This window comes from Micromonospora sp. NPDC048935 (assembly GCF_043197875.1).
Classification (GTDB): Bacteria; Actinomycetota; Actinomycetes; order Mycobacteriales; family Micromonosporaceae; genus Micromonospora.
Genome location: NZ_JBICTZ010000003.1, coordinates 476558 through 500630, shown reverse-complemented (window position 1 = coordinate 500630; position 24073 = coordinate 476558). Strand labels below are relative to the sequence as shown.

The following is a 24073-nucleotide window of genomic DNA, read 5'->3' as shown; positions in this document are numbered from 1 at the left end:
CGGGCGTGGGTCGTACGACGTTCGGCCCGAGCGAGCGGCAGCGTACCGGGTCGATGCTCGTCAGCACCGGCGAAGATCGGCGCACCGCCCAGCGGATGGGCATCCTGACCTGCCCGATAGGGTGGCCCGGTGACCGAGCCCGCGCCTGTCGCCCGCATCGTCGTCCTCGTCTCCGGCTCCGGCTCCAACCTCCAGTCGTTGCTGGATGCCGCAGCCGACCCCGCGTACGGCGCCCAGGTCGTCGCCGTCGGCGCGGACCGCGACGGCATCGCGGGCCTGGACCGGGCCGCCGCGGCCGGCGTGCCGACGTTCGTCGAGCGGGTCCGTGACCACGACACCCGGGAGGACTGGGACGTGGCGCTCACCGCGCACGTCGCGAAGCACCAACCCGACCTGGTCATCTCCGCCGGTTTCCTCAAGTTGGTCGGCCCGCACTTCCTCGCCGCCTTCGGCGACCGCTACCTGAACACGCACAACACGCTGCTGCCGGCGTTCCCCGGCATCCACGGCCCCCGCGACGCTCTCGCCTACGGCGTGAAGCTCACCGGGGCCACCCTCTTCTTCGTCGACGCCGGTATGGACACCGGGCCGATCGTGGCGCAGGTCGCGGTGCCGGTGCTCGACGACGACGACGTGGACACGCTCACCGAGCGCATCAAGGAAGCCGAACGGCGCCAGCTCGTCGAGCAGGTCGGTCGCCTGGTCCGCGAAGGCTGGACCATTACCGGAAGGAAGGTCACGGTTCCGTGAGTCCCACTCAGGACGGGCGCCGCCCGATCAGGCGGGCGCTGGTCAGCGTCTACGACAAGACCGGGCTGGTCGAGCTGGCCCAGGCCCTGCACGCGGCCGGCGTGGAGATCGTCTCCACCGGCAGCACGGCGGGCACCATCGCCGCCGCCGGTGTGCCGGTGACGCCTGTGGAGACGGTGACCGGTTTCCCCGAGGTGCTCGACGGCCGGGTGAAGACCCTGCACCCGAAGGTGCACGCGGGTCTCCTCGCCGACCTGCGCAAGGACACGCACGTGGCGCAGCTCGACGAGCTGGGGGTGGCGGCGTTCGACCTGCTGGTCTCCAACCTCTACCCGTTCCAGGCGACTGTCGCGTCCGGCGCCGGCGTCGAGGAGTGCGTGGAGCAGATCGACATCGGTGGCCCGGCCATGGTGCGGGCCGCCGCCAAGAACCACGCCTCGGTCGCCGTGCTCACCGACCCGACCGGTTACCCGGCGCTGCTCGGCGCGCTCGGCGAGGGTGGCTTCACCCTGGCGCAGCGGCGCGCGCTGGCCGCCCGCGCGTTCGCGGACATCGCCGAGTACGACGTGGCGGTGGCCCAGTGGTGCGCGCGGGAGCTGGCCCCGGCCGACGACTCCTGGCCGGCGTTCGCCGGGTCGGCACTGCGCAAGTCGACGGTGCTGCGCTACGGCGAGAATCCGCACCAGCCGGCCGCGCTCTACACCGACCCGGACGCCCCGGCGGGTCTGGCCCAGGCCGAGCAGTTGCACGGCAAGGAGATGTCGTACAACAACTACGTCGACGCGGACGCCGCCTGGCGTGCGGCGAACGACTTCGCCGACCAGCCGGCGGTGGCGATCATCAAGCACGCCAACCCCTGCGGCATCGCGGTGGGCGCGGACGTGGCCGAGGCGCACCGCCTGGCGCACGCCTGCGACCCGGTGTCGGCGTTCGGCGGTGTGATCGCGGTCAATCGGCCGGTCTCGGTCGAGCTGGCCCGGCAGGTCGCCGACATCTTCACCGAGGTGGTGGTCGCTCCCGGCTTCGACGAGGGCGCGGTCGAGGTGTTGCAGGGCAAGAAGAACATCCGGCTGCTGCGCGCGCCGGCCTGGACCCCGGCGCCGGTCGAGTGGCGGCCGGTGACCGGTGGCGTGCTGGCCCAGGTCGCCGACCGCGTGGACGCCCCCGGCGACGACCCGGCCAACTGGCAGTTGGCGACCGGCGAGGCTGCCGACGAGGAGCTGCTGCGCGATCTCGCGTTCGCCTGGCGCGCGGTCCGCGCGGTGAAGAGCAACGCGATCCTGCTCGCCAAGGACGGCGCGACGGTCGGCGTCGGCATGGGTCAGGTCAACCGGGTCGACTCGGCGCGGTTGGCTGTCGACCGCGCCGGTGCCGACCGGGCGAGGGGTTCGGTCGCGGCGTCTGACGCGTTCTTCCCGTTCGCCGACGGCCCGCAGATCCTCATCGACGCCGGCGTCCGCGCCATCGTGCAACCCGGCGGCTCGATCCGCGACGAGGAGGTCATCGAAGCGGCAAAGAAGGCAAACGTGACGATGTACCTAACCGGAACCCGCCACTTCTTCCACTGACCCGACGGGTCGATCATGGGGTTGACGAGCGAGAAGCCGGACGAAACGGCCCGTCAACCCCATGATCACCGCGGTGGGGTTCAGGCTGCGGTGGTGGGGCGCAGCTCGGCGAAGTGGCAGGCGGACGGGTGGGGGTCCGCTGCTCTCGGGACCGTTTTCGGGTCCTCTACGGCGCAGATGTCCTGGGCCTTCCAGCAGCGGGTCCGGAAGTGGCAGCCGCTCGGCGGGTCGGCCGGGCTCGGCACGTCGCCGACCAGCCGGATCATGTTGCGCTGGTCGCGGGCCTCCGGGTCCGGCACCGGCACCGCGGAGAGCAGAGCCTGGGTGTACGGGTGGGTGGCCCGCTCGTAGATCTCGTCCTCGGTGCCGATCTCGACGATCCGGCCGAGGTACATCACCGCTACCCGGTCCGCGATGTGCCGCACCACGGACAGGTCGTGGGCGATGAAGATGTACGACAGCCCCAGCTCGTCCTGGAGCTGCTTGAGCAGGTTGATCACCTGGGCCTGGATGGAGACGTCGAGCGCCGACACCGGCTCGTCGCAGACGATCACGTCGGGCTTCAGCGCGAGCGCGCGGGCGATGCCGATGCGCTGGCGCTGACCGCCGGAGAACTGGTGCGGGTACCGGTTGATGTGCTCCGGGTTGAGCCCGACCAGGTCCAGCAGCTCCTGGACCCGCTTCTGCTTGCTGCCCTTCGGGGCGGCGTCCGAGTGGATCTCGAACGGCTCGCCGATGATGTCGCCGACGGTCATCCGCGGGTTCAGCGAGGTGTACGGGTCCTGCATCACCATCTGCATGTTGCGGCGTACCCGCCGCAGCTCGCCGCCGCTGGCCTTGAACAGGTCCCTGCCCTCCAGGGTGGCCCGGCCGGAGGTGGGCGTCTCCAGCCGCATCAGGAGCCGGGCGAGGGTGGACTTGCCGCAGCCGGACTCGCCGACGACGCCCAGCGTCTCGCCCCGACGCAGCTCGAAGCTCACCCCGTCGACGGCCTTGACCGCGCCGATCTGCCGCTGGAACAGGACGCCCTGCGTGATCGGGAAGTGCTTCACCAGGTTGTCGACGGAGAGGATCGTCTCGCCACGGACCTTGGCGGGACTAGCGGGCGACGCTGTCATCACGGACCTCCTGCGCGAAGTGGCAAGCGCTGGTCCGGCCGTCGCCGAGGACCAGGTCGTGGGGTACGACGTCCACGCAGACCTGCTGGACGTACGGGCACCGTGGGTGGAACGGGCAGCCGGACGGGATGCGCATCAGGTTCGGCGGCAACCCCTTGATCGTCGACAGTTCCTCGCCGCGGACGTCCAGGCGCGGGATCGACTCCAACAACCCCTTGGTGTACGGGTGGGCGGGCGCCTTGTAGAGCGAGCGGACGTCGGCGTGCTCGACGATCCGGCCGGCGTACATGACCGCGATCCGGTCCGCGACACCGGCGACCACACCCAGGTCGTGGGTGATCAGGATCATCGCCATGTCGCGTTCCCGGCGCAGGTCGGCCAGCAGGTCCATGATCTGGGCCTGGACTGTCACGTCGAGCGCCGTGGTGGGCTCGTCGGCGATCAGCACCTTCGGGTCCAGCGCCAGGGCCATGGCGATCATGACGCGCTGCCGCATGCCACCGGAGAACTGGTGCGGGTAGTCGCCGATCCGCTTGGCGGCTCCCGGGATCTTGACCATATCCATCAGCTCGATGGCGCGCCGCCGGGCGTCGGCCCGGGACATGCCGGCGCGCTGGCGCAGCGTCTCGCCGATCTGCCAGCCGACCGGAAAGACCGGGTTCAGGGCGGACAGCGCGTCCTGGAAGATCATCGCGATCTCCGTGCCGCGTACCTGCCGGCGCTGCTCCTCGGAGCGGGTGAGCAGGTCCTGACCCTGGTAGAGGATCTGGCCGGAGCGGACGAGCGCGGGTGGGGTGTCCAGGATGCCCATGATCGCCTGGGCGGTGACCGACTTGCCGGAGCCCGATTCGCCGAGCACGGCAAGCGTCTCGCCGGCGTCCAGGTGGTACGACACGCCGTTGATCACCCGGGCCACGCCCTCGTTGGTGCGGAACTCGACGTGCAGGTCCCGCAACTCCAGCAGGTGGCCGCCCTCGGGCGTGGTGGAGGCGGGTGTGGGTTGGACGGTCATGAGTGTGTCACCGCAGCTTCGGGTCGAAGGCGTCACGGATCGCGTCGCCGAGCATGATGAACGCCAGCACGGTCAGCGCGAGGAATGCGGACGGGACGATCAGCGGTGCGGCCGCCTCCCGCATGTGGATGCGGCCGGTGTCGATGTCCTGGCCCCAGGAGATGGTCGGTGCCTTCAGGCCGATGCCCAGGAAGGACAGCGTCGCCTCGGCCGCGATGAACGAGCCGAGCGCGATGGTCAGCACGACGATGACGGGGGCCAGCGAGTTCGGCAGGATGTGCCGCCACATGATCCGCCCGTTGCCCGCGCCGAGCATCCGGGCCGCCGCGACGTAGTCCTGTTCCTTGGCGGTGATCACCGACGAGCGGACCACGCGGGCGGCGGTGGTCCAGCCGAGCAGGGCCAGCACGAAGACGACAGCGCCGATCCGCGCCCACTGGCTGTCGCTGGACACCCGCTTGAGCAGCACGATCGCGGCCAGCAGCAGCGGGATGCCGAGCACCACGTCGATCACCCGGGAGAGCACCGCGTCGATCCAGCGGCCGAAGTAACCGGCCAGCATGCCGATCACTAGCGCGATGATCCCGGTGCCGAGTGCGGCGAGCGCACCGACCAGCAGCGAGGCCCGGGTGCCGTAGACCGCCCGGGAGTACGTGTCGCAGCCCTGGAAGTCGTACCCGAAGATGGCCCCGCCGGACGGCCCGGCGTGCTGTCGGGAGAGCAGACAGTCGTTCGGGTTGTTGGCGGTGAACACCCCGGGGAACAGCGCCATCAGGGTGAAGATGACGACAAGTGCCAGCGAGATCCAGAAGATCGGGTTGCGGCGCAGGTCGCGCCAGGCGTCTCCGGCCAGGCTGCGGGGCTTGTTCGGGGCGCCGACCTGGTTGGGCGTGCCCGGCTCGCCCGAGGGCCCGCGCCGCGCGGCCTGGTTCTCGCTGGCCGCCACCGTCTCGAAGTCACTCATGCCAGCACCTCGCTGCGCTCACTCATACCTGCACCTCGCTGCGCTCGGCGCCGGCATGAGAGCCCAGGCACGCTGCGCTGTCGATTCGTTCGCTGCGCTCACTCATGCCTGCACCTCGCTGCGCTCGGCGCCGGCATGAGAGCCCAGGCACGCTGCGCTGTCGATTCGTTCGCTGCGCTCACTCATAGCGGATCCTCGGGTCGAGTACGGCGTACAGGACGTCCACCACCAGGTTCGAGACCAGGTAGACCACGACGAGCACGCTGACGATGCCCACCACCAGGGGGCCGTCCTCGGTGCGGATGCCGCGGAAGAGGTTGAAGCCCACGCCGGGGATGTTGAAGACGCCCTCGGTGATGATCGCGCCGCTCATCAGGTTGCCCAGTTCCACACCGAGGAAGGTGACCACCGGGATCAGTGAGTTGCGCAGCACGTGGACGACGACGATGCGGCGCTTGACCAGGCCCTTGGAGCGGGCGGTCCGGACGTAGTCGGCGCGCAGGTTCTCCGCCACCGAGGCCCGGGTGAGCCGCAGGGCGGTGGCCAGCGACAGTGAGCCGAGCACGATGCCCGGCAGCAGGAGCGCGTAGAACGTCGGGTCGGAGCCGGCGGTGGGTGGGAAGAGTTGCCACTTCACGCCGAGGAAGTACTGCGCCAGAGGCGCCAGCACGATGGTCGGGATGCCCAGCACCAGCAGGGTCAGCACCAGCGTGGAGTTGTCGAAGATGCTGGCCCGGCGGATGCCGGCGAGCACACCGGCGGTGACACCGAAGATGATCGCCACGGCGAGCGCGATGAGCGCGAGTTGGACGGTGACCGGCCAGGCCTGCTGGAGGATGTCGCCGATGTTCCGACCGGTGAGCGACTCGCCCAGGTTGCCCTGGAGCAGGTTCTTCACGTAGTCGAAGTAGCGGTAGAAGAAGCCACCGACGCCTGTGGCGTCCAGGTGGTACCTCTCGGTCAGGTAGGCCCGTTGGGCCGGCGTCACCGGCCGCTCACCGGCGAGCGCCTGGATGGGGTCGCCCTGCCCGGCGAATGTCAGCGCGTAGACGATCAGGGTGGTCCCGAAGAACGCCAGGACCATCTGCAGTAGGCGCCGCAAGATGTAGCGGAACATGCTTAGCAGTCTCTCCGGAAATGTGCGAAAGGGTCGCAGGACGGCATCTCTGGTCGTACCCGAAATATCTCCAGACGTGCCGTCCGGCCCGGGGAAGCCGGCACCACCGACGCCGGGTCCGCTACCGCGACCCGGCCCGGTGGTGCGGTCGGGCCACCCGGGCGTCGTCGCCCGGGTGGCCCGCACCATGGTCAGCTCAGCTGGCCGCTTCGATCTTGACGAGGTTGACCCGCTGGAACAGGTCCATCTGCACGTTCTTGACCTTGGACGAGTGGCCGAACACGTTCTCGCCGAAGCGGAGCGGGATCACCGGCATGTCCTTTGCCAGGATGTCCTCCGCCTGCTGGTACTTGGCGATCGCCTCGTCCTGCGTCTTGGCGGCGGAACCCTCCTTGACCAGCTTGTCGAACTCCTTGTTGCTGTAGCCGTAGTAGTTCGACGAGCCGTTGGTGCTGTACAGCGGGCCGAGGTAGTCCTCCATGGTCGGGTAGTCCATGACCCAACCCATCCGGAACGCACCCACCGGCTGCTTCTTCTCGACCTTGGTGAGCAGGTCGGCGAACTTCGGCTCGGCCGAGCCGACGGCGTCCACACCCAGGTTGGCCTTGAGCTGGTTGACCGTCGCGTCGACCCAGTCCTTGTGCCCGCCGTCGCCGTTGTAGGAGATGACGATCTTCGACGGGCCGCCGGCGGCCTGGTAGAGCTTCTTGGCCTCGGTCGGGTTGAACTCGCCCGCCTTGCCCGTGGTGTCGTCCCGGTAGCCCGGCAGGACCGGCGAGACGAAGGAGCGTGCCGACGTCTGCGAGCCCTTGAAGACCGACTTGGTGATCTCGTCACGGTCGATCGCCATCGAGATGGCCTTGCGCACGTCCGGGTTGCTGTAGTCCTTGTCGAACGTCGGGAACGCGAGGAACTGGAACGACGACATCGGGCTGGTCTGGTACCTGTCGCCCAGGTCGCTCGGCGCGGTGCTCAGGCTCTCGGTCGGGATCGTCGGCAGCACGTCCAGGTTGTCCGCCTGGACGTCCGCGTAGGCCGCGGTGAGCTGCTGGTAGATCCGGAACTCAACGTCCTTGACCTTGGGCTTCTCACCCGGGTACGCGTCGAAGCGCTCGACGTCGATCTTGCTGTCGTGCTGCCAGGTGCCCTTCATCTTGAAGGGGCCCTGCCCGATCGGCGCCTGCTCGTAACCGTCCTTGAGCACACCGGGTGCCGAGAACGCGGCCTTCGGCAGTGGGAAGAACGCGTTGTAGCCGAGCGTGGTCTTGAAGTCGATGTACGGGTCGGACAGCGTCACGGTGAACGTGGCGTCGTCGACCTTCTTCAGGCCGGACATCTCCTTGGCCTTCGGCGCCTTGCCCTGAAGGTCCGCGTAGCCAGCGATCTTGTCGAAGAAGGCGTTGGCGTCCTGACCGTTGGGGGCGTACGCGCCGTAGTTCCAGGCGTTGATGTAGTCCTCGGACGTGACCTTCTCACCGTTGTGGAAGGTGAAGCCGTCCTTGAGCTTGATCGTCCAGACCTTGTTGTCGGACGAGGTGATCGACTGGGCGGCGACCTCGTACGGCTTGTTCTGGGCGTCGTAGTCCACGAGCGGGCTGAACAGGCCGGCGAGCACCTGCGACCCGGACGTCTCGGTGGTGTTCGTGGGAACCAGGTGCTTGGGCTCGGCGATCTGAATGCTGACCGCCGAACTGCCGCTGCCGCCGGATCCGCTGTCTCCGCCGCTGCCGCAGGCCGCGAGGCCCAGCGTCACCGCGAGCGGGAGGGCGGTCCAGGCGGCGAGTCTACGAACTCGCATCGTGCCTCCTCATCTCCTCACGCTGCGCAGTCAGGCCCGACGCTGGGTTACGCTGCGCAACAAGCGGCAACGGTAGGTCGGCGACCGTTCTTCGGCAACGAGGCGGTTGCGGGTGGGTAACGGTCCGGCACCTCCGGGCTTGCCGAAGGTCGGCGGATCTGCTAGCAAAATCCGACCTAAACGCCTTCGGCCTGTGCATATTTGGTCGGCCCGAGCGCATGCCGTGCCGGCCTGGGCCGCGCTGGCGCTCTCTCGGCCAGCCGTCCCGTCCCTGCCGCACTCAGTCGCCGTGTCTGGTTCGACGGTGACCGAATCCACTAAATGTCACGCAGAGTGACTAGCGCCACGTCACCGAAAGTCACAGGATGTTGCCAGCGGTCGGCCGGTGGCGGGCCGCTCGAACGAGGTCCTCGAACCGGTGGGCGATGGCCGAGGTCCTCGAACCGGTGGGCGACGGCCGTGAGACGATCTGGTCGTGACGGCGACGCTTCTGGACGGCAAGGCAACCGCGGCGGAGATCAAGGACGAGCTGCGGATACGGGTCAAGGCACTCGCGGAACGCGGCATCACCCCCGGGCTGGGCACGGTCCTCGTCGGGGCGGATCCGGGCAGCCAGGCGTACGTCAACGGCAAGCACCGCGACTGCGCCGAGGTCGGCATCGCCTCGATCCGCCGCGAGCTGCCGGCCGACGCCACCCAGCAGCAGGTCGACGACGTGCTGGCCGAGCTGAACGCCGACCCGGCGTGCCACGGCTACATCGTCCAGCTGCCGCTGCCGGCTCACCTGGACACCCAGCGGGTGCTGGAGTTGATCGACCCGGACAAGGACGCGGACGGCCTGCACCCGGTCAACCTGGGCCGGCTCGTGCTCGGCTACGACGGTCCGCTGCCCTGCACCCCGCGCGGCATCGTCGAGCTGCTCCGCCGGCACGACGTGGCCCTGCGCGGTGCCACCGTGGCCGTGGTCGGGCGCGGCAACACCGTCGGTCGGCCCCTCGGCCTGCTGCTCACCCGCCGCAGCGAGAACGCCACGGTCACCCTCTGCCACACCGGCACCCTCGACCTCGCCTCGCACACCCGGGCCGCCGACATCGTCATCGTCGCGGCCGGCGTACCGGGCCTGCTCACCGCCGACATGATCAACCCCGGTGCGGTCGTGGTCGACGTCGGCATCACCCGCGTGATCGGCGCGGACGGCAAGGGTCGCTACACCGGTGACGTGCACCCGGAGGTGGCCGAGACGGCCGGCGCGTTGGTCCCCATGCCGGGCGGCGTGGGCCCGATGACCCGGGCCATGCTGCTCAGCAACGTCGTGGAGCGCGCCGAGCGCGGCTGACTCGCGCGCCGGTGACTCCGGTGACGTTCGCCCCATCCCGGCGATGGCCGCCGCCCCTGGCCCGATGGGTGCCAGGATGACTGATACGGTCCGGAAAACCGACTGGTATCAGGGAGTGGGACGACCATGGGTAAGAAGGTCACTGTCGTCGGGGCTGGCTTCTACGGCTCCACCACCGCACAGCGCCTGGCCGAGTACGACGTCTTCGACACCGTAGTGATCACCGACATCGTGGAGGGCAAGCCCGCGGGTCTCGCACTCGACCTCAACCAGTCGCGGGCCATCGAGGGCTTCGAGACCAAGGTGGTCGGTGTGACCACCGGTGTCAACGGTGAGGGCTACGAGGCCATCGAGGGCTCCGACGTCGTCGTGATCACCGCTGGTCTGCCGCGCAAGCCCGGCATGAGCCGGATGGACCTGCTGGAGACCAACGCCAAGATCGTCCGGCAGGTCGCCGAGAACGTCGCCAAGTACGCGCCGAGCGCCGTCGTCATCGTGGTCTCCAACCCGCTGGACGAGATGACCGCCCTGGCGCAGCTCGCCACCCAGTTCCCGAAGAACCGGGTCCTCGGCCAGGCCGGCATGCTGGACACCGCCCGGTTCAGCAACTTCGTCGCCGAGGCGCTGAACGTGCCGGTGGCGTCGGTACGCACGCTGACCCTCGGCTCGCACGGCGACACCATGGTTCCGGTGCCCTCGAAGAGCACCGTCAACGGCAAGCCGCTGCGCGACGCGATGCCGGCCGAGCAGATCGAGGAGCTGGTCGTCAAGACCCGCAACGGTGGCGCCGAGGTGGTCGCGTTGCTCAAGACCGGTTCGGCGTACTACGCCCCGTCCGCCGCCGCGGCCCGGATGGCGAAGGCCGTCGCCGAGGACTCCGGCGAGGTCATGCCGGTCTGCGCCTGGGTCGACGGCGAGTACGGCATCTCCGGTGTCTACCTCGGCGTCGAGGCCGAGATCGGCGCCGAGGGCGTCAAGCGGGTCGTCGAGACCGACCTGGACGCCGACGAGCGCGCCAGCCTCCTGGAGGCCGCCGAAGCCGTCCGCGCCAAGCAGGGCGACATCTCCAGCATGTAGTTCCCCGAACCAGAACCACCCGAAGGGCCCGCCGGCAAACCCGGCGGGCCCTTCCCCGTCCCCCTGCCCATCCGCGGTTGATCATGCCTATCCGCGGTTGATCATGAGGTTGGCGGCAGTGATGGAGATCGAAAACCCCGTCAACCTCATGATCAACCGATTCGGGAGGTGGGGGGTGGGGGTGGGGGTGGGCAGCAGGCGTACCGCCGGGGTCAGGGTGGTCTCGCCGTCGACCACCCGGAGCTGGCCGGCGGCGCGCAAGGGCGCGATCAGGCTGGCCGGCAGCCCGGGGTTGAGCGACTGCGCCGCGTCGAGGTCGGCGCGGTGCAGCAGGTAGCTCGCGTTCGGGAAGTACGGTCGCGCGGGTGTGCCGGTGACCGCCCAGCCGACGTGGTCGGTGTGCAGGTGGGTGAGCACGACGGTGTCGACGTCGGCGGGGTCGATGCCGGCGGCGGCCAGCTCGGCAGGCAGTCGACCCGGCACGGGCGCCCAGCTCGCGGCCGGCGAGTCGGCCGGGCCGATGCCGGCGTCGACAAGGGTGACCGGGCCGGCGTCGGCGCGGATCGCGAAGCTGCGAAACGGCAGCCACCACTGCCCGTCGGTGGTCACCGAGTCGGGGTCACGGCGGTCGGCCTCCGCCCAGTGTGCCGCCGTGGCCTGCGGGAACGCCTCCGCACGGGGCTGGAAGAAGGCCCCCTCGCCGTCGGTGAGCGCGGTGACCGTGATAGACCCGAGGGTGCGGCTCAGTGGCATCGGACGATGATTCCAGGGCATTCCTGTTCCGCGCAGCCCGGTTTCCGCCGGTCGGTCGAGGCCGGCTGGGGGCCGCCGGCCTAATTGCAGTACGCTCGTACTGCTTGAGCACGTGTCCCCCGAGAGGAGCGCCGGCCGATGGCGAAGATCAAGGTAAACAACCCGGTCGTGGAGCTCGACGGCGACGAGATGACCCGGATCATCTGGAAGCAGATCCGGGAGCAGCTGATCCTGCCCTACCTCGACGTCGACCTGCACTACTACGACCTGTCGATCCAGCACCGCGACGAGACCGACGACCAGGTCACCATTGACGCCGCCAACGCCATCAAGGAGCACGGCGTCGGCGTCAAGTGCGCGACCATCACCCCGGACGAGGCCCGGGTGGAGGAGTTCGGCCTGAAGAAGATGTGGCGGTCGCCCAACGGCACCATCCGCAACATCCTCGGCGGCGTCGTCTTCCGCGAGCCGATCATCATGTCCAACGTGCCGCGGCTGGTCCCCGGCTGGACCAAGCCGATCATCATCGGCCGGCACGCCCACGGTGACCAGTACAAGGCCACCGACTTCGTCGTCCCCGGCCCGGGCACGGTGACCATCACCTACACCCCGGCCGACGGCGGCGCGCCGATGGAGATGGAGGTCGCCAACTTCCCCGGCGGCGGCATCGCCATGGGCATGTACAACTACGACGAGTCGATCCGGGACTTCGCCCGGGCGTCGTTCCGGTACGGGTTGGACCGCAACTACCCGGTCTACCTGTCCACCAAGAACACCATCCTCAAGGCGTACGACGGCCGGTTCAAGGACATCTTCGCCGAGGTGTTCGAGGCCGAGTTCAAGGCCGAGTTCGACGCCGCCGGCATCACCTACGAGCACCGGCTCATCGACGACATGGTCGCCGCCGCGCTCAAGTGGGAGGGCGGCTACGTCTGGGCCTGCAAGAACTACGACGGTGACGTGCAGTCCGACACCGTCGCGCAGGGCTTCGGCTCGCTGGGTCTGATGACCTCGGTGCTGCTCTCCCCGGACGGCCGCACCGTCGAGGCCGAGGCCGCGCACGGCACTGTCACCCGGCACTACCGGCAGTACCAGAAGGGCGAGAAGACCTCGACGAACCCGATCGCGTCGATCTACGCCTGGACCCGGGGCCTGGCGCACCGGGGCAAGCTGGACGGCACCCCGGCGGTCACCGAGTTCGCCAACACCCTGGAGCAGGTCATCGTCGACACCGTCGAGGGTGGCCAGATGACCAAGGACCTCGCGCTGCTCATCTCGCGGGACGCCCCGTGGCTGACCACCGACGAGTTCATGAACGCGCTCGACGAGAACTTGGCCCGCAAGATCGCCGCCTGATCCAGGCGTACCGCGTCATCGGAGCCCGCCGGCGTCTCAGCCGGCGGGCTTCGGCGTGTCCGGGGCGGACGCGCCGGTCGGCGTCACCGCCGTCGGCGCGCCTCGTTGACCAGGATGGACGAGATGCCAGTCGCGTCCGAGGAAGGTTGACCACGGTCGACCCGCGGCACCCGTGCGCCGATCAGCCAGCCTTCCCGGCTGTGCCGTGCACAGCCAGCCGTCCCTTCCCTGCGGGGGGCCCTGTCCCGGGCCCCCCGCGCCCTGTTTCGCAGCGCTCAGCGCGGGGCTTCACAGTGCTCACCCGCAGGGCCGGAAAACAGCGCGGCTCAGACGGCGCGCAGCAGCTCGGCGGCGCGCTCGGGGGCGATGTCGTTGATGAAGACACCCATTCCGGACTCGGAGCCCGCCAGGTACTTCAGCTTGTCCGGGGCCCGCCGGATGCTGAAGAGCTGTAGGTGCAGGTAAGCCAACTCGCGATCGATGCGCACCGGCGCCTGGTGCCAGGCCGAGATGTACGGCATCGGCATGTCGAACAGGCCGTCGAAGCGGCGCAGCAGATCCAGGTAGAGCGGCCCGAAGGCGTCCCGCTCGCTGTCGCTGAGTGCCGGGATGTCCGGTACCAGCCGGTGCGGCGCGACGTGCACCTCGAACGGCCAGCGGGCGGCCGCCGGGACGAACGCCGTCCAGTGCTCGTTCTCGGTGACCACCCGGTCGCCGGTGGCGCGCTCGGCGGCCAGCACGTCGGCGAACAGGTTGCCCCCGCCGGTCCGTTCCGCGTGGCGGCGCGCCGCGGCCAGCAGCGCGCGGGTGCGCGGCGTCACGAAGGGGTACGCGTAGATCTGTCCGTGCGGGTGGTGCAGCGTGACGCCGATCTCGACGCCCCGGTTCTCGAAGCAGAAGATCTGCTCCACGCCGGGCAACTCGCCGAGCACCTCGGTGCGGTCGGCGAGCGCGTCCAGGACGGTGCGCACCCGGCGCGGCGGCAGGCTGGCGAAGGAGGCGTTGTGGTCCGAGGTGAAGCAGACGACCTCGCAACGGCCGACACCAGGTCGAACAGGGGTGAACGGGGTGATCTCGCCGGGCTCGTCCGCCACCCGGCCGCTGAGCGACGGGTACCGGTTCTCGAAGACCACCACGTCGTAGTCGGGTGCGGGAACCTCGGTCAGCCGGTCACCCACCGACGGGTCGAGGGGGCACTCGTTCGCCGGTGGGAGGAAGGTGCGGGTCTGCCGGTGCACGGCCACCGCCACCCACTCGTCGGTGAGCGGGTCGTAGCGTAGCTGGGACGCGGGGGGCGGCGGCGGCAGGTCGCGGCGGTCCGGCTGGTCGCGGACGGCGTCGTCGCGCTCGTCGAAGTAGATCAGCTCCCGGCCGTCGGCCAGGTCGATCGCGGTGCGTTTCACTGCGCCGCCCCCTCACTCGTCGGCGTGCGCGTCGCGCGGCCCGCCCCTGTCGCTCCTACCATGATCAATTCGCCCACGTGTTCGCCGAGTACCCGTCGTGCGGGTGGAGGCAACCGGTCGTCGCTGACCAGTACGTGTGCTGCTGCCAGCTCGACGATCGAGGAGATGCCCACCGTGCCCCACTTGGTGTGGTCGGCGAGCACCACCAACCGGTCCGCCGCGGCCACGAGCGCCCGATCGGTCTCGGCCTCCATCAGGTTCGGGGTGGTGAACCCGGTCCGTTCGGTGATGCCGTGGACGCCCAGGAAGAGCAGATCCAGGTGCAGCGACCGGACGGCCCCGACCGCGAGCGGGCCGACAAGCGCGTCCGACGGCGTGCGTACGCCCCCGGTGAGCACCACCGTCTGGTCCCGTCGACCTGCGGCGTGCAGGATCTCGGCCACCGGCAGCGAGTTGGTCACCACGGTCAGGTCTGGCACGTCCACAAGCCTGCGGGCCAGCTCGGCGGTGGTGGTGCCGGCGGAGAGCGCGACCGCCGCGCCCGGCCGGACCAGCTGGGCGGCCCGGTCCGCGATGGCGGCCTTCTCCGCCAGTTGCCGGACCGACTTGGCGTGGAAGCCCGGCTCGTCCGTCGAACTCGGCCTGGCCGTCGTGGCACCGCCGTGCACCTTGGCCAGCAGGCCACGCTCGTGCAGTGACTCCAGATCACGGCGGATGGTCATGTCGGAGACACCGAACTCGCCGGCCAACTCGGTGACCCGGACCCCGCCGGTCGACCGGACCCGCTCCAGGATGGCCGCCTGCCGCTGCTGAGCGAGCATTCGCCGTGCCTCCCCCGGGGGTCCCCGACTCTTACGCGGTCAAACGTGTTCCAACAAAGACGAACACTAGCGCGTAGTGAGCGGGGGCCGAACGGGGGCTACGGAAACGACTCAGGAAGCAGCGATCTTCAGCTCCACCCAACCGGTCTCGGTCAGCTGGTGCAGCACGGCCTGCACCGCGTCCGCGACGCTGAGATCGGTGGTGTCCACCACCAGGTCGGCGTCGGTCGGCTCCTCGTACGGGTCGTCGATGCCGGTCATCCCGGTGAGCAGGCCGGCTCGCGCCCGCGCGTACAGGCCCTTGCGGTCCCGGCGCTCACACACCTCCAGCGGGGTGGCGACGTGCACCAGCACGAAGCCCGCCCCGGCGGCCAGGGCCATCTCGCGGGCGGTGGCGCGGGACGCCGCGTACGGGGCGATCGGGCAGCAGACGCTCACTCCCCGATGCCTGGCGATCTCGGCGGCCACCCACCCGATCCGCCGGACGTTGGTGTCCCGGTCGGCCTTGCTGAAGCCCAGCCCCGCGGTGAGCTCCCGGCGCACCACGTCACCGTCGAGCAGGGTCACCGTGCGGTCGCCGCTCTCCCGCAACGCGTCCGCCAGCCCACGGGCGATCGTCGACTTGCCGGAGCCGGAGAGGCCGGTGAGGAAGACCACCAGCCCGCGGTGCCGACGCGGTGGCCGGGCCCGGGCCAGCTCCCTCGCCACGGCCGGCGGGGTGTGCCACTCCGGCAGGGGAAAACCCCGGTCGAGCAGGTCGTCGATCTCCTGCTGGGTCAGCGCGAGCCGACGGTTGCGCGGTGGGATGTCCTCCCGCCAGCGCCACTGCCCGTCCCGGTTGTCGTACGCGAGTTCGCGCGGCACCAGCACCCGCAGCCCGGCACCGGAGAGCATGTCGCCGGTGGAGAGCAGGTGGGTGACCCCGTACGCGGCGGACACCCGGGCGCGCAGCAACGCGTCGCTGATCTCCTCCCGTCGGTGCGACAGCGGCACCGCGATCACGGTGGCCGGCGGCATCCGGTCCCGGGCGGCGAAGATGGTGCGCACCAGTGCCTCCGGCGGAAGCCCACCGACGCCCCCCTCACCGACCGGGATCATCACGAGCAGGTGCGCGGCCAGGGTGCGGGCGGCGTGGGCGATCTGCGCGAGCTGTGGACGGTGCAGCGGTCGGTCGGCGATGACTCCGAGCACCCGGCCCGGTGGCAGCAGCGCGCGGACCTCCTCCGGGCTGCGGCGCAGACGCTGGAACGGGCCGTGCCCACCGTCGCCGAGCCGCCGGACCTGGCCGCCCACCCCGGCCACGCCCTCGCGTACCGGCCAGACGTCTGCCACGTCCAGTGCCGCCACCGGTGCGCCCTCGCCGTCGGTCAGCACCAGCGCCCGGCGGGCCGGGTCACGCGGATCGAAGCCCTGGGCCAGCGCGGCCGGCACCTGGAGGGTCACCGCGACCTGCCACGGGGTGCCGTCGGCCAGTTGACCCCGCCGGCTGACCGACACCAGGTCGGCGCGGGTCATGAAACCGCTCAGTGGGGCGTACGCGCCGGTCAGCAGCAGCTCCAGATCAGCCAGCTCACCGGGACGCGGCGTGTACGCCGGTGCGTCCCGCAGCACCTCGTCGGGCAGCACCCAACCGTTGCTCATCCACGCCCCCCACTCGCTGACCGGCACACAGTTTCGCAGCCGACCGTCGATCGGTCGAGGCCGCCACTCCACGACTCCCACGGGCGGCGCCCCCGGATCGCCGGGCCCGCCGTCGGCCACACCGGTTCGCCCCCGGATCAACCGTCGTCGGCGCGGCGGACCGCCTCGGCGCACCGGGGCGCGACACCCAGGTGACGTGGGCGCGAGAACCAGCCGGCCGGGAGGTGAATGGTGTCATCCACAAGGGCCGTTTCCGCAGGCGGGGTCGCGCCAGGGAGACGTCCTCACCTCGACCCGCAGGCAGACCTTAGGGGTCCGTCGCGCCAAGGATCAGGGGAGCGCGGGGGGCGAGCCGCTGTCCGCGACGGGTGTCGACTCCCTACGCTGGCAGCGTGACACTGATCGCGACCCAGTCGCTCACCAAGACGTACGGAGGTCGGGTCACCGCGCTCGCCGACCTCACCGTCGCCGTCGAGCCCGGGATCATCGGCCTGGTGGGCGCGAACGGCGCCGGCAAATCCACGTTGATCAAGATCCTGCTCGGCTTGATCCCCCCGACCAGCGGTCAGGTCTCGGTGCTCGGCATCGACCCGTCCGCCGACCCGGCGGCGGTCCGTGCCCGCGTCGGCTACATGCCCGAGCACGACTGCCTCCCACCCGACCTGTCCGCCGCCGAGCTGGTCACCCACCTCGGCCGGATGAGCGGCCTGCCCCGCACCGCCGCCCGCGAGCGAGCCTCGGAGGCCCTGCGGCACGTCGGGCTCTACGAGGAGCGTTACCGCCCGGTGGGCGGCTACTCCACAGGCATGAAGCAGCGCGTCAAGCTGGCCCAGGCGCTGGTGCACGACCCCGACCTGCTGCTGCTCGACGAGCCGACCAACGGCCTGGACCCGGCCGGCCGGGACGCCATGCTGGCGCTGGTGCACCGGATCGGCACCGAGTTCGGCATCTCCGTGCTGGTCTGCTCGCACCTGCTCGGCGAGGTGGAGCGGATCTGCGACACGCTTATCGCCATCGACGGCGGCAAACTGCTGCGCGCCGACCACATCTCCGCGATGACGTCGGCCACCGACGTGCTCGCCGTGGAGGTCAGTGAGGGCACCGACGAGCTCGCCGCCCGGCTCGCCGAGCTGAAACTGCCGGTGGCACGGGACGGGCGACTGCTCCTCGTGCCGCTCGCCGACGACGGCACCTACGACCTGATCCTCGGCGCGGTCGCCGAACTGGACCTGCCACTGCACCGACTGGACCAGCGCCGGCACCGGGTGGCCGAACTCTTCGCCACGAGGGAGCTCTCCCATGCCTGAGCCGACCGCAGCCGCCGTGCGCCAGACGCCGACAGGCGTCATCCACGACATCGGCTACCAGCGCTACCAGGGCCCGAGGCTGGGCCGCCGCCAGGTCTTCGGCGCCCTCTACGGGCACGGGCTGCGCACCGCGTTCGGCTTCGGACGCAGCGCCAAGGCCAAGATCTTCCCGTGGCTGGTGGTGGGCATCGTGTCCCTGGTCGCGGTGGCCCTGGCCGCGGTACGCAGCCAGATCGGCGAGCCGGTCGCCACGTACGCCCAGTTCGCCGACGCGATGAGCTGGCTCGTCATCTTCTTCGTCGCGGTCGTCGCTCCGGAGTTGGTCTCCCGCGATCTGCGCAGCGGTGTGCTGCCGTTGTACTTCTCCCGGCCGCTGCCGCGCGCCGACTACGCACTGGCCAAGCTGCTGGCGCTTGTCACGGCGCTCTGGCTGCTGCTCGGTGGGCCGCAGGTGCTGATGTTCCTGGGTGCCGCCTTCACCACCAAGCAGGGCATGCGCGGCGTGTGGAACGAGCTGCTCGACCTGCTGCCCGGGCTGCTCTACGCCGGGCTGTGGGCGGTGGTCTTCGCCTCGGTCGGGCTGCTGGTCGCCTCCCTGACCGGCAAGCGCGCCTTCGCCGCCGGTGGGGTGGTGGCGGTCTTCCTGATGACCACTCCGATCGTCGGGGTGCTGAGCATCCTGCCGTCACGCGCCGCCAACGAACTGGCCGGGCTCGCCTCGCCCTCCACGCTGGTGCAGGGAGTGGGCATCTGGTCGTTGGGTGACCTGCTGGTCGAGGGCGATCCGGGCGAGATGATGATCGGCGGGTTCGGCCCGGTCTACGCCCTGGCCGCGGTGCTGCTGGTCGCCGGTGCCACCACCCTCCTGCTGGTCCGCTACCGGAAGGTCGCCTCCTGATGAGCACGCTGAGCCTGACCGGGGTGTCCCGGTGGTACGGCAACGTGGTCGCGGTCAACGACATCAGCATGGCCCTGGGGCCGGGCGTGACGGGCCTGCTCGGCCCGAACGGCGCCGGCAAGACCACCCTGCTGCACATGATGGCCGGTTTCCTGTCCCCGTCGCGCGGCACCGTCACCCTCGATGACCAGCCGACCTGGCGAAACCCCGACGTCTACCGGCGGCTGGGGCTGGTCAGTGAACGGGAGGCGGTGCAGGGCTTCCTCACCGCGTACGAGTTCGTGTTGGCCAGCGCGAAGCTGCACCGGCTGCCCGACCCGGCGGCGGCCGCCCGGCGGGCCATCGACCTGGTGGAGCTGGAGTCGGCGCAGGACCGCCGGATCGGCACGTACTCCAAGGGCATGCGGCAGCGGGCCCGGGTGGCCGCCGCGATGGTGCACGACCCGCAGGTGCTGCTGCTCGACGAGCCGTTCAACGGGATGGACCCGCGCCAGCGGCTGCACATGATGCAGCTGTTGCACACGCTTGGCGACGCGGGCCGGACGATCCTGTTCAGCTCGCACATCCTGGAGGAGGTCGAGCAGGTCTCCGGGACGGTGCAGGTGATGGTGGCCGGGCGGTTGGCGGCCTCCGGCGACTTCCGGACCATCCGCCGGCTGATGACCAACCGACCGCACGTGTTCGCGGTGCGGTCGACGAACGACCGGGCACTGGCCGTCGCGTTGATCGCCGAGCCGTCGGTCAGTGGCGTCGAGCTGGACCCCACGGGCCTGACCGTGCGGGCCGGTGACTACGGCGCCTTCACCCGGGCACTGCCCCGGATCGCGCTCAAGCAAGGCATCCGGGTGCGCCAGCTGGTGCCGTCCGACGAGTCTCTGGAGAGCGTCTTCTCCTACCTGGTGGAGGCCTGACATGTCGACAGTTACCTGGATCACCGCACGCGGGTTGTTCGGCCGGCGTCGGTTCCTGCTGCTGCTCCCGCTGCCGTTGGTGCTGCTCGGGCTGGCCGTGCTCTGCCGGTCCCTGGGCGTCGACCCGGGCGAGTGGGGGCCGCCGGTGCTCGTCGGCCTCGGGCTGGCCGTGGTGCTGCCGGTGGTCGCGTTGATCATCGGCACGGGTGTGTTGGGCGCCGAGATCGACGACGGCACCGTCGTGCACATCCTGACCAAGCCGCTGCCGCGCTGGCAGATCGTGCTGCCGAAGCTCGCGGTGGCCGCCGGGGTCAGCGCGGTGACCGTCGCGCTGCCGCTCTACGTCGCGGGCGTGCTCGCCGATTCGGTACGCCTCGGTCTGGCACTGGCGTTCGCGGCGGCACTCGGCGCGCTGGCGTACTCGGCGTTGTTCCTCGCGCTCAGCCTGGTCACCAGGCGGCCGGTGCTGCTCGGCCTGGTCTACGTGTTGATCTGGGAGGGGCTGCTGGGCAACTTCGTCAGCGGCACCAAGGTGCTCTCCATCCAGCAGTACGTGATCGCCCTCGCCGACCGGCTCGCCCCCACCGGGCTGTTGGAGACCACCGTCTCCGTGCCGGTGGCCTCGGTGATGACCGCGCTGGTCAGCGTCGGCTTCACCGTGCTGGCCATCGACCGGCTGCGGTCGTTCAGCGTGGCCGGCGAGACGAGCTGAGACCCGTGCACGGCGGTGTTCCGGCCAGCCACCCTCCGGCGGTAGGGCTGGCCGGATGGACCCGTTGCCCCGCCTCGGGCCAGTCTGGTGGGCGTGAGCGTCGAAGCGGAACGAACGTCGTTGGCTGAGCCGTACTCCCGGAGTAGCCGGCCGTGGCTGACCAGTCTGGCGGTCGCCGGGCTGGCCTGCGCCACGGTCGCCACGGCCGCCCAGGGCACCGGCCAGTTCCACTGGTGGGCGGTGTTCATCCTGATTCCGGGCGCGTTGCTGGCGGCCAGCGGCGGGCCGCTGCTGGCCCGGGGTGGTGGCCGGGCCTTCGGCGGTTACCTGCTCGCCTGCGTCGGCACCCTGGTGTTCACCGTGGGTGCGCTGCTGATGTTCGGCGTGATGGGGCGGGGCTGGCCGCTGATGGTGGTGCTGCCCTGCCTGGCGGTCGCCGGCACCTACGGTTGGCGGGCGGCCCACCCGCTGGCCCGCGGCCTGCACCGGGCGGTGGCACTGCTCGCGCTGACCGGTGCGCTGCTCGGTGTGACCCTGCAACTGATCCGCCTGGACGTGATCGACCTGGAGACCGGTTGGTGGGGTGCGTTCCTGATGCTGGCCGGGGCCATCGTGCTGGGCAACGCGGGTGAGCTGACCCGGCACCGGATGCCGTACCGGCTCCAGGCGATCACCCTGCTGGTGGGGCCCTCCGTGATCGCGATCCTGCTCGGGCTGCGCTTCCTGCGCGGCTGGTGACTCCCGTCCGCCGCCGCCCCGGGGGGTGGCGGCGGCGGACGGCGGTCAGAACGCGCAGGCGATGACGAGCTCCGGGGTGCGGTCGGGGAGCAGGTCGAGTTTGCCGATCCGGCCCGCCGCCCGCAGGTCGTCGGCGACGAGGGTGAGCTGTTCCAGAAGCGCCGCCGGCCCGAGCGCCTCGGCCAACGGCACCTCCGCTTTCATCGACAGCTTCCGCTCCGACTTGGCCCGCCGCACCTGGCTCAACGCGTCGCCGGCGAGCCGCAGCAGCGCCGGCTCACCCGCACCCTCGATCGACCGGGCCACCTCGTGGGTGGTGGGCCACGGCGCGCGGTGCACCGAGCCGTACCGCCACCAGGACCAGACCTCCTCGGTCACGTACGGCAGGAACGGGGCGAACAGCCGGAGCTGCACCGACAGCGCCGAGGCCAGCGCCGCCCGCGCCGAGTCGGCACCCGCTCCGGTGCCGTACGCCCGCTCCTTGACCAGCTCGATGTAGTCGTCGCAGAACCGCCAGAAGAACGCCTCGGTCGCCTGCAACGCCGCCGTGTGGTCGTACGCGGCGAGGGCGGTGCTCGCGGCGGTGACCACGGTGGTCAGCTCGGCGAGCATGGCCCGGTCCAGTGGGGTGGTGGCCGGCAGTTCCAGGTCGCGGCGCGGCGTCAGACGCGCCGAGCTGGAGTTGTCGTACGGGGCGGGCAGCGCGTCCGCCGCGCCCAGCCCGAGAGCGAACTTGGACGCGTTGAGCAGTTTGGTGGCCAGCCGGCGGCCGATCTTGATCTGCGCCGGGTCGAAGGCCAGGTCCATGCCGGGCTTGCCGCTGGCCGCCCAGTAGCGCACCGCGTCCGAACCGTGCTGCTCCAACAGCGCCAGCGGGGTGACCACGTTGCCCTTGGACTTGGCCATCTTCTTGTGGTCCGGGTCGAGGATCCAGCCCGAGAGCACGGTGTCCTGCCAGGGCAGCACCCCGTGCTCGAAGTGCGAACGGACCACGGTGTCGAAGAGCCAGGTCCGGATGATCTCCTGCCCCTGTGGGCGGAGGTCCATCGGGAAGATCTGTGCGAACAGCTCCGGGTCGGTCTCCCAACCACCGACGATCTGCGGGGTCAGCGACGAGGTGGCCCAGGTGTCCAGCACGTCCGGGTCACCGATGAAGCCACCCGGCCGGCCGCGCTGCGACTCGTCGTAGCCGGGCGCCGGATCACTGGATGGGTCGACCGGCAGCGCGGACTCGTCCGGCGTGAGAGGGTGGGACCAGTCCGGCTCGCCAGTGTTGTCGAGCCGGTACCACACCGGCACCGGCACCCCGAAGAAGCGCTGCCGACTGACCAGCCAGTCTCCGGTCAGGCCGCCCACCCAGTTGTCGTAGCGGTGCTTCATGTGTGCCGGCACCCAGTGCAGCTCCCCGCCCCGGGCCAGCAGCGTGGCCCGCAGGTCGGCGTCCCGGCCGCCGTTGCGCAGATACCACTGTCGAGTCGAGACGATCTCCAGTGGGCGGTCGCCACGCTCGTAGAACTTGACCGGGTGGGTGATCGGGCGCGGCTCGCCGACGAGGCCACCGGCGTCGGCCAGCATCCCGACGATCTCCCGGCGGGCACCGTTGACGGTCTGCCCGGCCAGCGCCGCGTACGGCTGTGCCGGCACCCCGGCCGGCGGCTCCACGAGCAGCCGACCGTCGCGGCCGATGACCACCCGGGTGTCGAGGTCGAGATCCCGCCACCAGGTCACGTCGCTCAGGTCGCCGAACGTGCAGACCATCACGACGCCGGTGCCCTTGCCCGGGTCGGCGAGCGGATGGGCGTGCACCGGCACCTCGACGTCGAACAGCGGGCTGCGCACCGTCGCACCCACCAGGTCGGCGTACCGCTCGTCGTCAGGGTGACAGACCAGCGCGACGCAGGCCGGCAGCAGCTCGGGCCGGGTGGTGTCGATGAGCACCTCGCGCCCGCCCGGCCCGGCGAACCGCAGCCGGTGGTAGGCGCCGGGGCGCTCCCGGTCCTCCAACTCCGCCTGGGCGACGGCGGTGGCGAAGCCGACGTCCCAGAGTGTCGGCGCCTCCGACTGGTACGCCTCGCCGCGCAGCAGGTTGCGCACGAACGCCCGCTGACTCGTGGTGCGGGCGATCCGGCCGATCGTCGTGTACGTCAACGACCAGTCCACCGAGAGCCCGAGCCGCCGCCACAGCGCCTCGAATGCCTGCTCGTCGGTCACGGTCAGCCGTTCGCACAGCTCGATGAAGTTGCGCCGGGAGATCGGGGTGGGGTCGCGGCGCGCGGCATCGTCGACCGGGGCGGTCGGTGGCCGCCACACCGGGTCGTACGCCAGCGCCGGATCGCAGCGCACCCCGTACACGTTCTGCACCCGACGCTCGGTGGGCAGGCCGTTGTCGTCCCAGCCCATCGGGTAGAAGACCACCTTGCCGCGCATCCGCTGGTATCGCGCGACGATGTCGGTGTGCGTGTACGAGTAGACGTGCCCCATGTGCAACTCGCCCGATACGGTCGGCGGCGGGGTGTCGATGGCGTACACGTCGGCCCTGCGACCATTCCCGCTCGGGGCGTCTGACGCCGCGCCGCGACCGGGAACAGTCGTCTTCGAGCGGTCGAACGCGTACGTGCCCTCCTCCTGCCAGTGGCGTGCCCAGCTCTCCTCGAGCCCGTCCAAACTCGGACGCTCGGGGACGCCGGCGCGGGCCGTCCTCGCCGTATCGGTCATCCTGCGATCGTAGGCACCGCGAGGGTGCCGGACCACGTAGTTACGACCGGGACACGAGGGCCGGTGGCGCCGGGCAGG

Annotated in this window: 20 protein-coding genes; 10 read left to right on the top strand and 10 right to left on the bottom strand. The window is 70.6% G+C overall.

Annotated elements, in window-relative coordinates; translation table 11 throughout:
* Positions 1-129: 129 nt before the first annotated feature.
* The gene (gene purN / locus ACGFIW_RS12970) at positions 130-750 is read left to right on the top strand and encodes a phosphoribosylglycinamide formyltransferase (protein WP_357558433.1); all 621 of its coding nucleotides are present in this window, start codon (positions 130-132) and stop codon (positions 748-750) included.
* The gene (gene purH, locus ACGFIW_RS12965; protein WP_393313879.1) at positions 747-2318 is read left to right on the top strand and encodes a bifunctional phosphoribosylaminoimidazolecarboxamide formyltransferase/IMP cyclohydrolase; all 1572 of its coding nucleotides are present in this window, start codon (positions 747-749) and stop codon (positions 2316-2318) included. The genes purN and purH overlap by 4 nt, the downstream gene beginning before the upstream one ends.
* A gap of 80 nt (positions 2319-2398) precedes the next feature.
* Here purH and ACGFIW_RS12960 read toward each other — a convergent pair whose 3' ends face one another.
* The 5 genes from ACGFIW_RS12960 to ACGFIW_RS12940 all read right to left on the bottom strand — a co-directional run bounded on the left by ACGFIW_RS12960 (position 2399) and on the right by ACGFIW_RS12940 (position 8327).
* Entirely contained in the window at positions 2399-3436 is a 1038-nt protein-coding gene (locus ACGFIW_RS12960) for an ABC transporter ATP-binding protein (protein WP_393313876.1), read from the bottom strand.
* Positions 3417-4448, bottom strand: coding sequence for an ABC transporter ATP-binding protein (locus tag ACGFIW_RS12955; RefSeq protein ID WP_393313874.1), 1032 nt, complete (start codon positions 4446-4448; stop codon positions 3417-3419). Before ACGFIW_RS12955 ends, ACGFIW_RS12960 begins: the two co-directional genes overlap by 20 nt.
* Positions 4449-4455: 7 nt before the next feature.
* A complete protein-coding gene (locus tag ACGFIW_RS12950; RefSeq protein ID WP_393313871.1) occupies positions 4456-5412 on the bottom strand; it encodes an ABC transporter permease in 957 nt (318 codons plus the stop codon).
* A gap of 178 nt (positions 5413-5590) precedes the next feature.
* Positions 5591-6529 (bottom strand): ABC transporter permease, encoded by a 939-nt coding sequence (locus ACGFIW_RS12945; RefSeq protein ID WP_357067679.1) that lies wholly within the window; start codon positions 6527-6529, stop codon positions 5591-5593.
* Positions 6530-6725: 196 nt separating this feature from the next.
* Positions 6726-8327 (bottom strand): ABC transporter substrate-binding protein, encoded by a 1602-nt coding sequence (locus ACGFIW_RS12940; RefSeq protein WP_393313868.1) that lies wholly within the window; start codon positions 8325-8327, stop codon positions 6726-6728.
* Positions 8328-8802: 475 nt separating this feature from the next.
* On the opposite strand from ACGFIW_RS12940, the gene ACGFIW_RS12935 reads away from it, so the two are divergent.
* Entirely contained in the window at positions 8803-9663 is an 861-nt protein-coding gene (locus ACGFIW_RS12935) for a bifunctional methylenetetrahydrofolate dehydrogenase/methenyltetrahydrofolate cyclohydrolase (RefSeq protein WP_393313865.1), read from the top strand.
* Between the two features lie 126 nt (positions 9664-9789).
* Positions 9790-10740: a malate dehydrogenase gene (locus ACGFIW_RS12930; RefSeq protein ID WP_393313862.1), complete on the top strand. Its 951-nt coding sequence runs from the start codon at positions 9790-9792 to the stop codon at positions 10738-10740.
* 87 nt (positions 10741-10827) lie between these two features.
* Here the strand turns inward: ACGFIW_RS12930 and ACGFIW_RS12925 are convergent, their stop codons facing one another.
* Positions 10828-11493, bottom strand: coding sequence for an MBL fold metallo-hydrolase (locus ACGFIW_RS12925; protein WP_393313859.1), 666 nt, complete (start codon positions 11491-11493; stop codon positions 10828-10830).
* 138 nt (positions 11494-11631) lie between these two features.
* Between ACGFIW_RS12925 and ACGFIW_RS12920 the strand changes: the two genes are divergently transcribed.
* Positions 11632-12849 (top strand): NADP-dependent isocitrate dehydrogenase, encoded by a 1218-nt coding sequence (locus ACGFIW_RS12920; protein ID WP_350858005.1) that lies wholly within the window; start codon positions 11632-11634, stop codon positions 12847-12849.
* Between the two features lie 326 nt (positions 12850-13175).
* Here the strand turns inward: ACGFIW_RS12920 and galT are convergent, their stop codons facing one another.
* The 3 genes from galT to cysC all read right to left on the bottom strand — a co-directional run bounded on the left by galT (position 13176) and on the right by cysC (position 16714).
* A complete protein-coding gene (gene galT / locus ACGFIW_RS12915; RefSeq protein ID WP_393313856.1) occupies positions 13176-14252 on the bottom strand; it encodes a galactose-1-phosphate uridylyltransferase in 1077 nt (358 codons plus the stop codon).
* Positions 14249-15073 (bottom strand): DeoR/GlpR family DNA-binding transcription regulator, encoded by an 825-nt coding sequence (locus ACGFIW_RS12910; RefSeq protein WP_393313854.1) that lies wholly within the window; start codon positions 15071-15073, stop codon positions 14249-14251. The genes galT and ACGFIW_RS12910 overlap by 4 nt, the downstream gene beginning before the upstream one ends.
* 111 nt (positions 15074-15184) lie before the next feature.
* Positions 15185-16714 carry an adenylyl-sulfate kinase gene (gene cysC, locus ACGFIW_RS12905; protein WP_393313851.1) on the bottom strand — a complete coding sequence of 510 codons (1530 nt, stop codon included), beginning with the start codon at positions 16712-16714 and terminating at the stop codon, positions 15185-15187.
* A 392-nt stretch (positions 16715-17106) separates the two neighbouring features.
* On the opposite strand from cysC, the gene ACGFIW_RS12900 reads away from it, so the two are divergent.
* From ACGFIW_RS12900 to ACGFIW_RS12880, 5 genes are all read left to right on the top strand, one after another.
* Positions 17107-18021 (top strand): ABC transporter ATP-binding protein, encoded by a 915-nt coding sequence (locus ACGFIW_RS12900; RefSeq protein ID WP_393313848.1) that lies wholly within the window; start codon positions 17107-17109, stop codon positions 18019-18021.
* Positions 18014-18919: an ABC transporter permease gene (locus ACGFIW_RS12895; protein ID WP_393313846.1), complete on the top strand. Its 906-nt coding sequence runs from the start codon at positions 18014-18016 to the stop codon at positions 18917-18919. The genes ACGFIW_RS12900 and ACGFIW_RS12895 overlap by 8 nt, the downstream gene beginning before the upstream one ends.
* The gene (locus ACGFIW_RS12890; RefSeq protein ID WP_393313843.1) at positions 18919-19830 is read left to right on the top strand and encodes an ABC transporter ATP-binding protein; all 912 of its coding nucleotides are present in this window, start codon (positions 18919-18921) and stop codon (positions 19828-19830) included. Before ACGFIW_RS12895 ends, ACGFIW_RS12890 begins: the two co-directional genes overlap by 1 nt.
* A 1-nt stretch (position 19831) precedes the next feature.
* Entirely contained in the window at positions 19832-20542 is a 711-nt protein-coding gene (locus tag ACGFIW_RS12885; protein ID WP_393313840.1) for an ABC transporter permease subunit, read from the top strand.
* A 93-nt stretch (positions 20543-20635) separates the two neighbouring features.
* Positions 20636-21280 (top strand): hypothetical protein, encoded by a 645-nt coding sequence (locus ACGFIW_RS12880; protein WP_393313837.1) that lies wholly within the window; start codon positions 20636-20638, stop codon positions 21278-21280.
* Positions 21281-21325: 45 nt separating this feature from the next.
* Here ACGFIW_RS12880 and valS read toward each other — a convergent pair whose 3' ends face one another.
* A complete protein-coding gene (gene valS / locus ACGFIW_RS12875) occupies positions 21326-23995 on the bottom strand; it encodes a valine--tRNA ligase (RefSeq protein WP_393313835.1) in 2670 nt (889 codons plus the stop codon).
* Between the last annotated feature and the right edge of the window lie 78 nt (positions 23996-24073).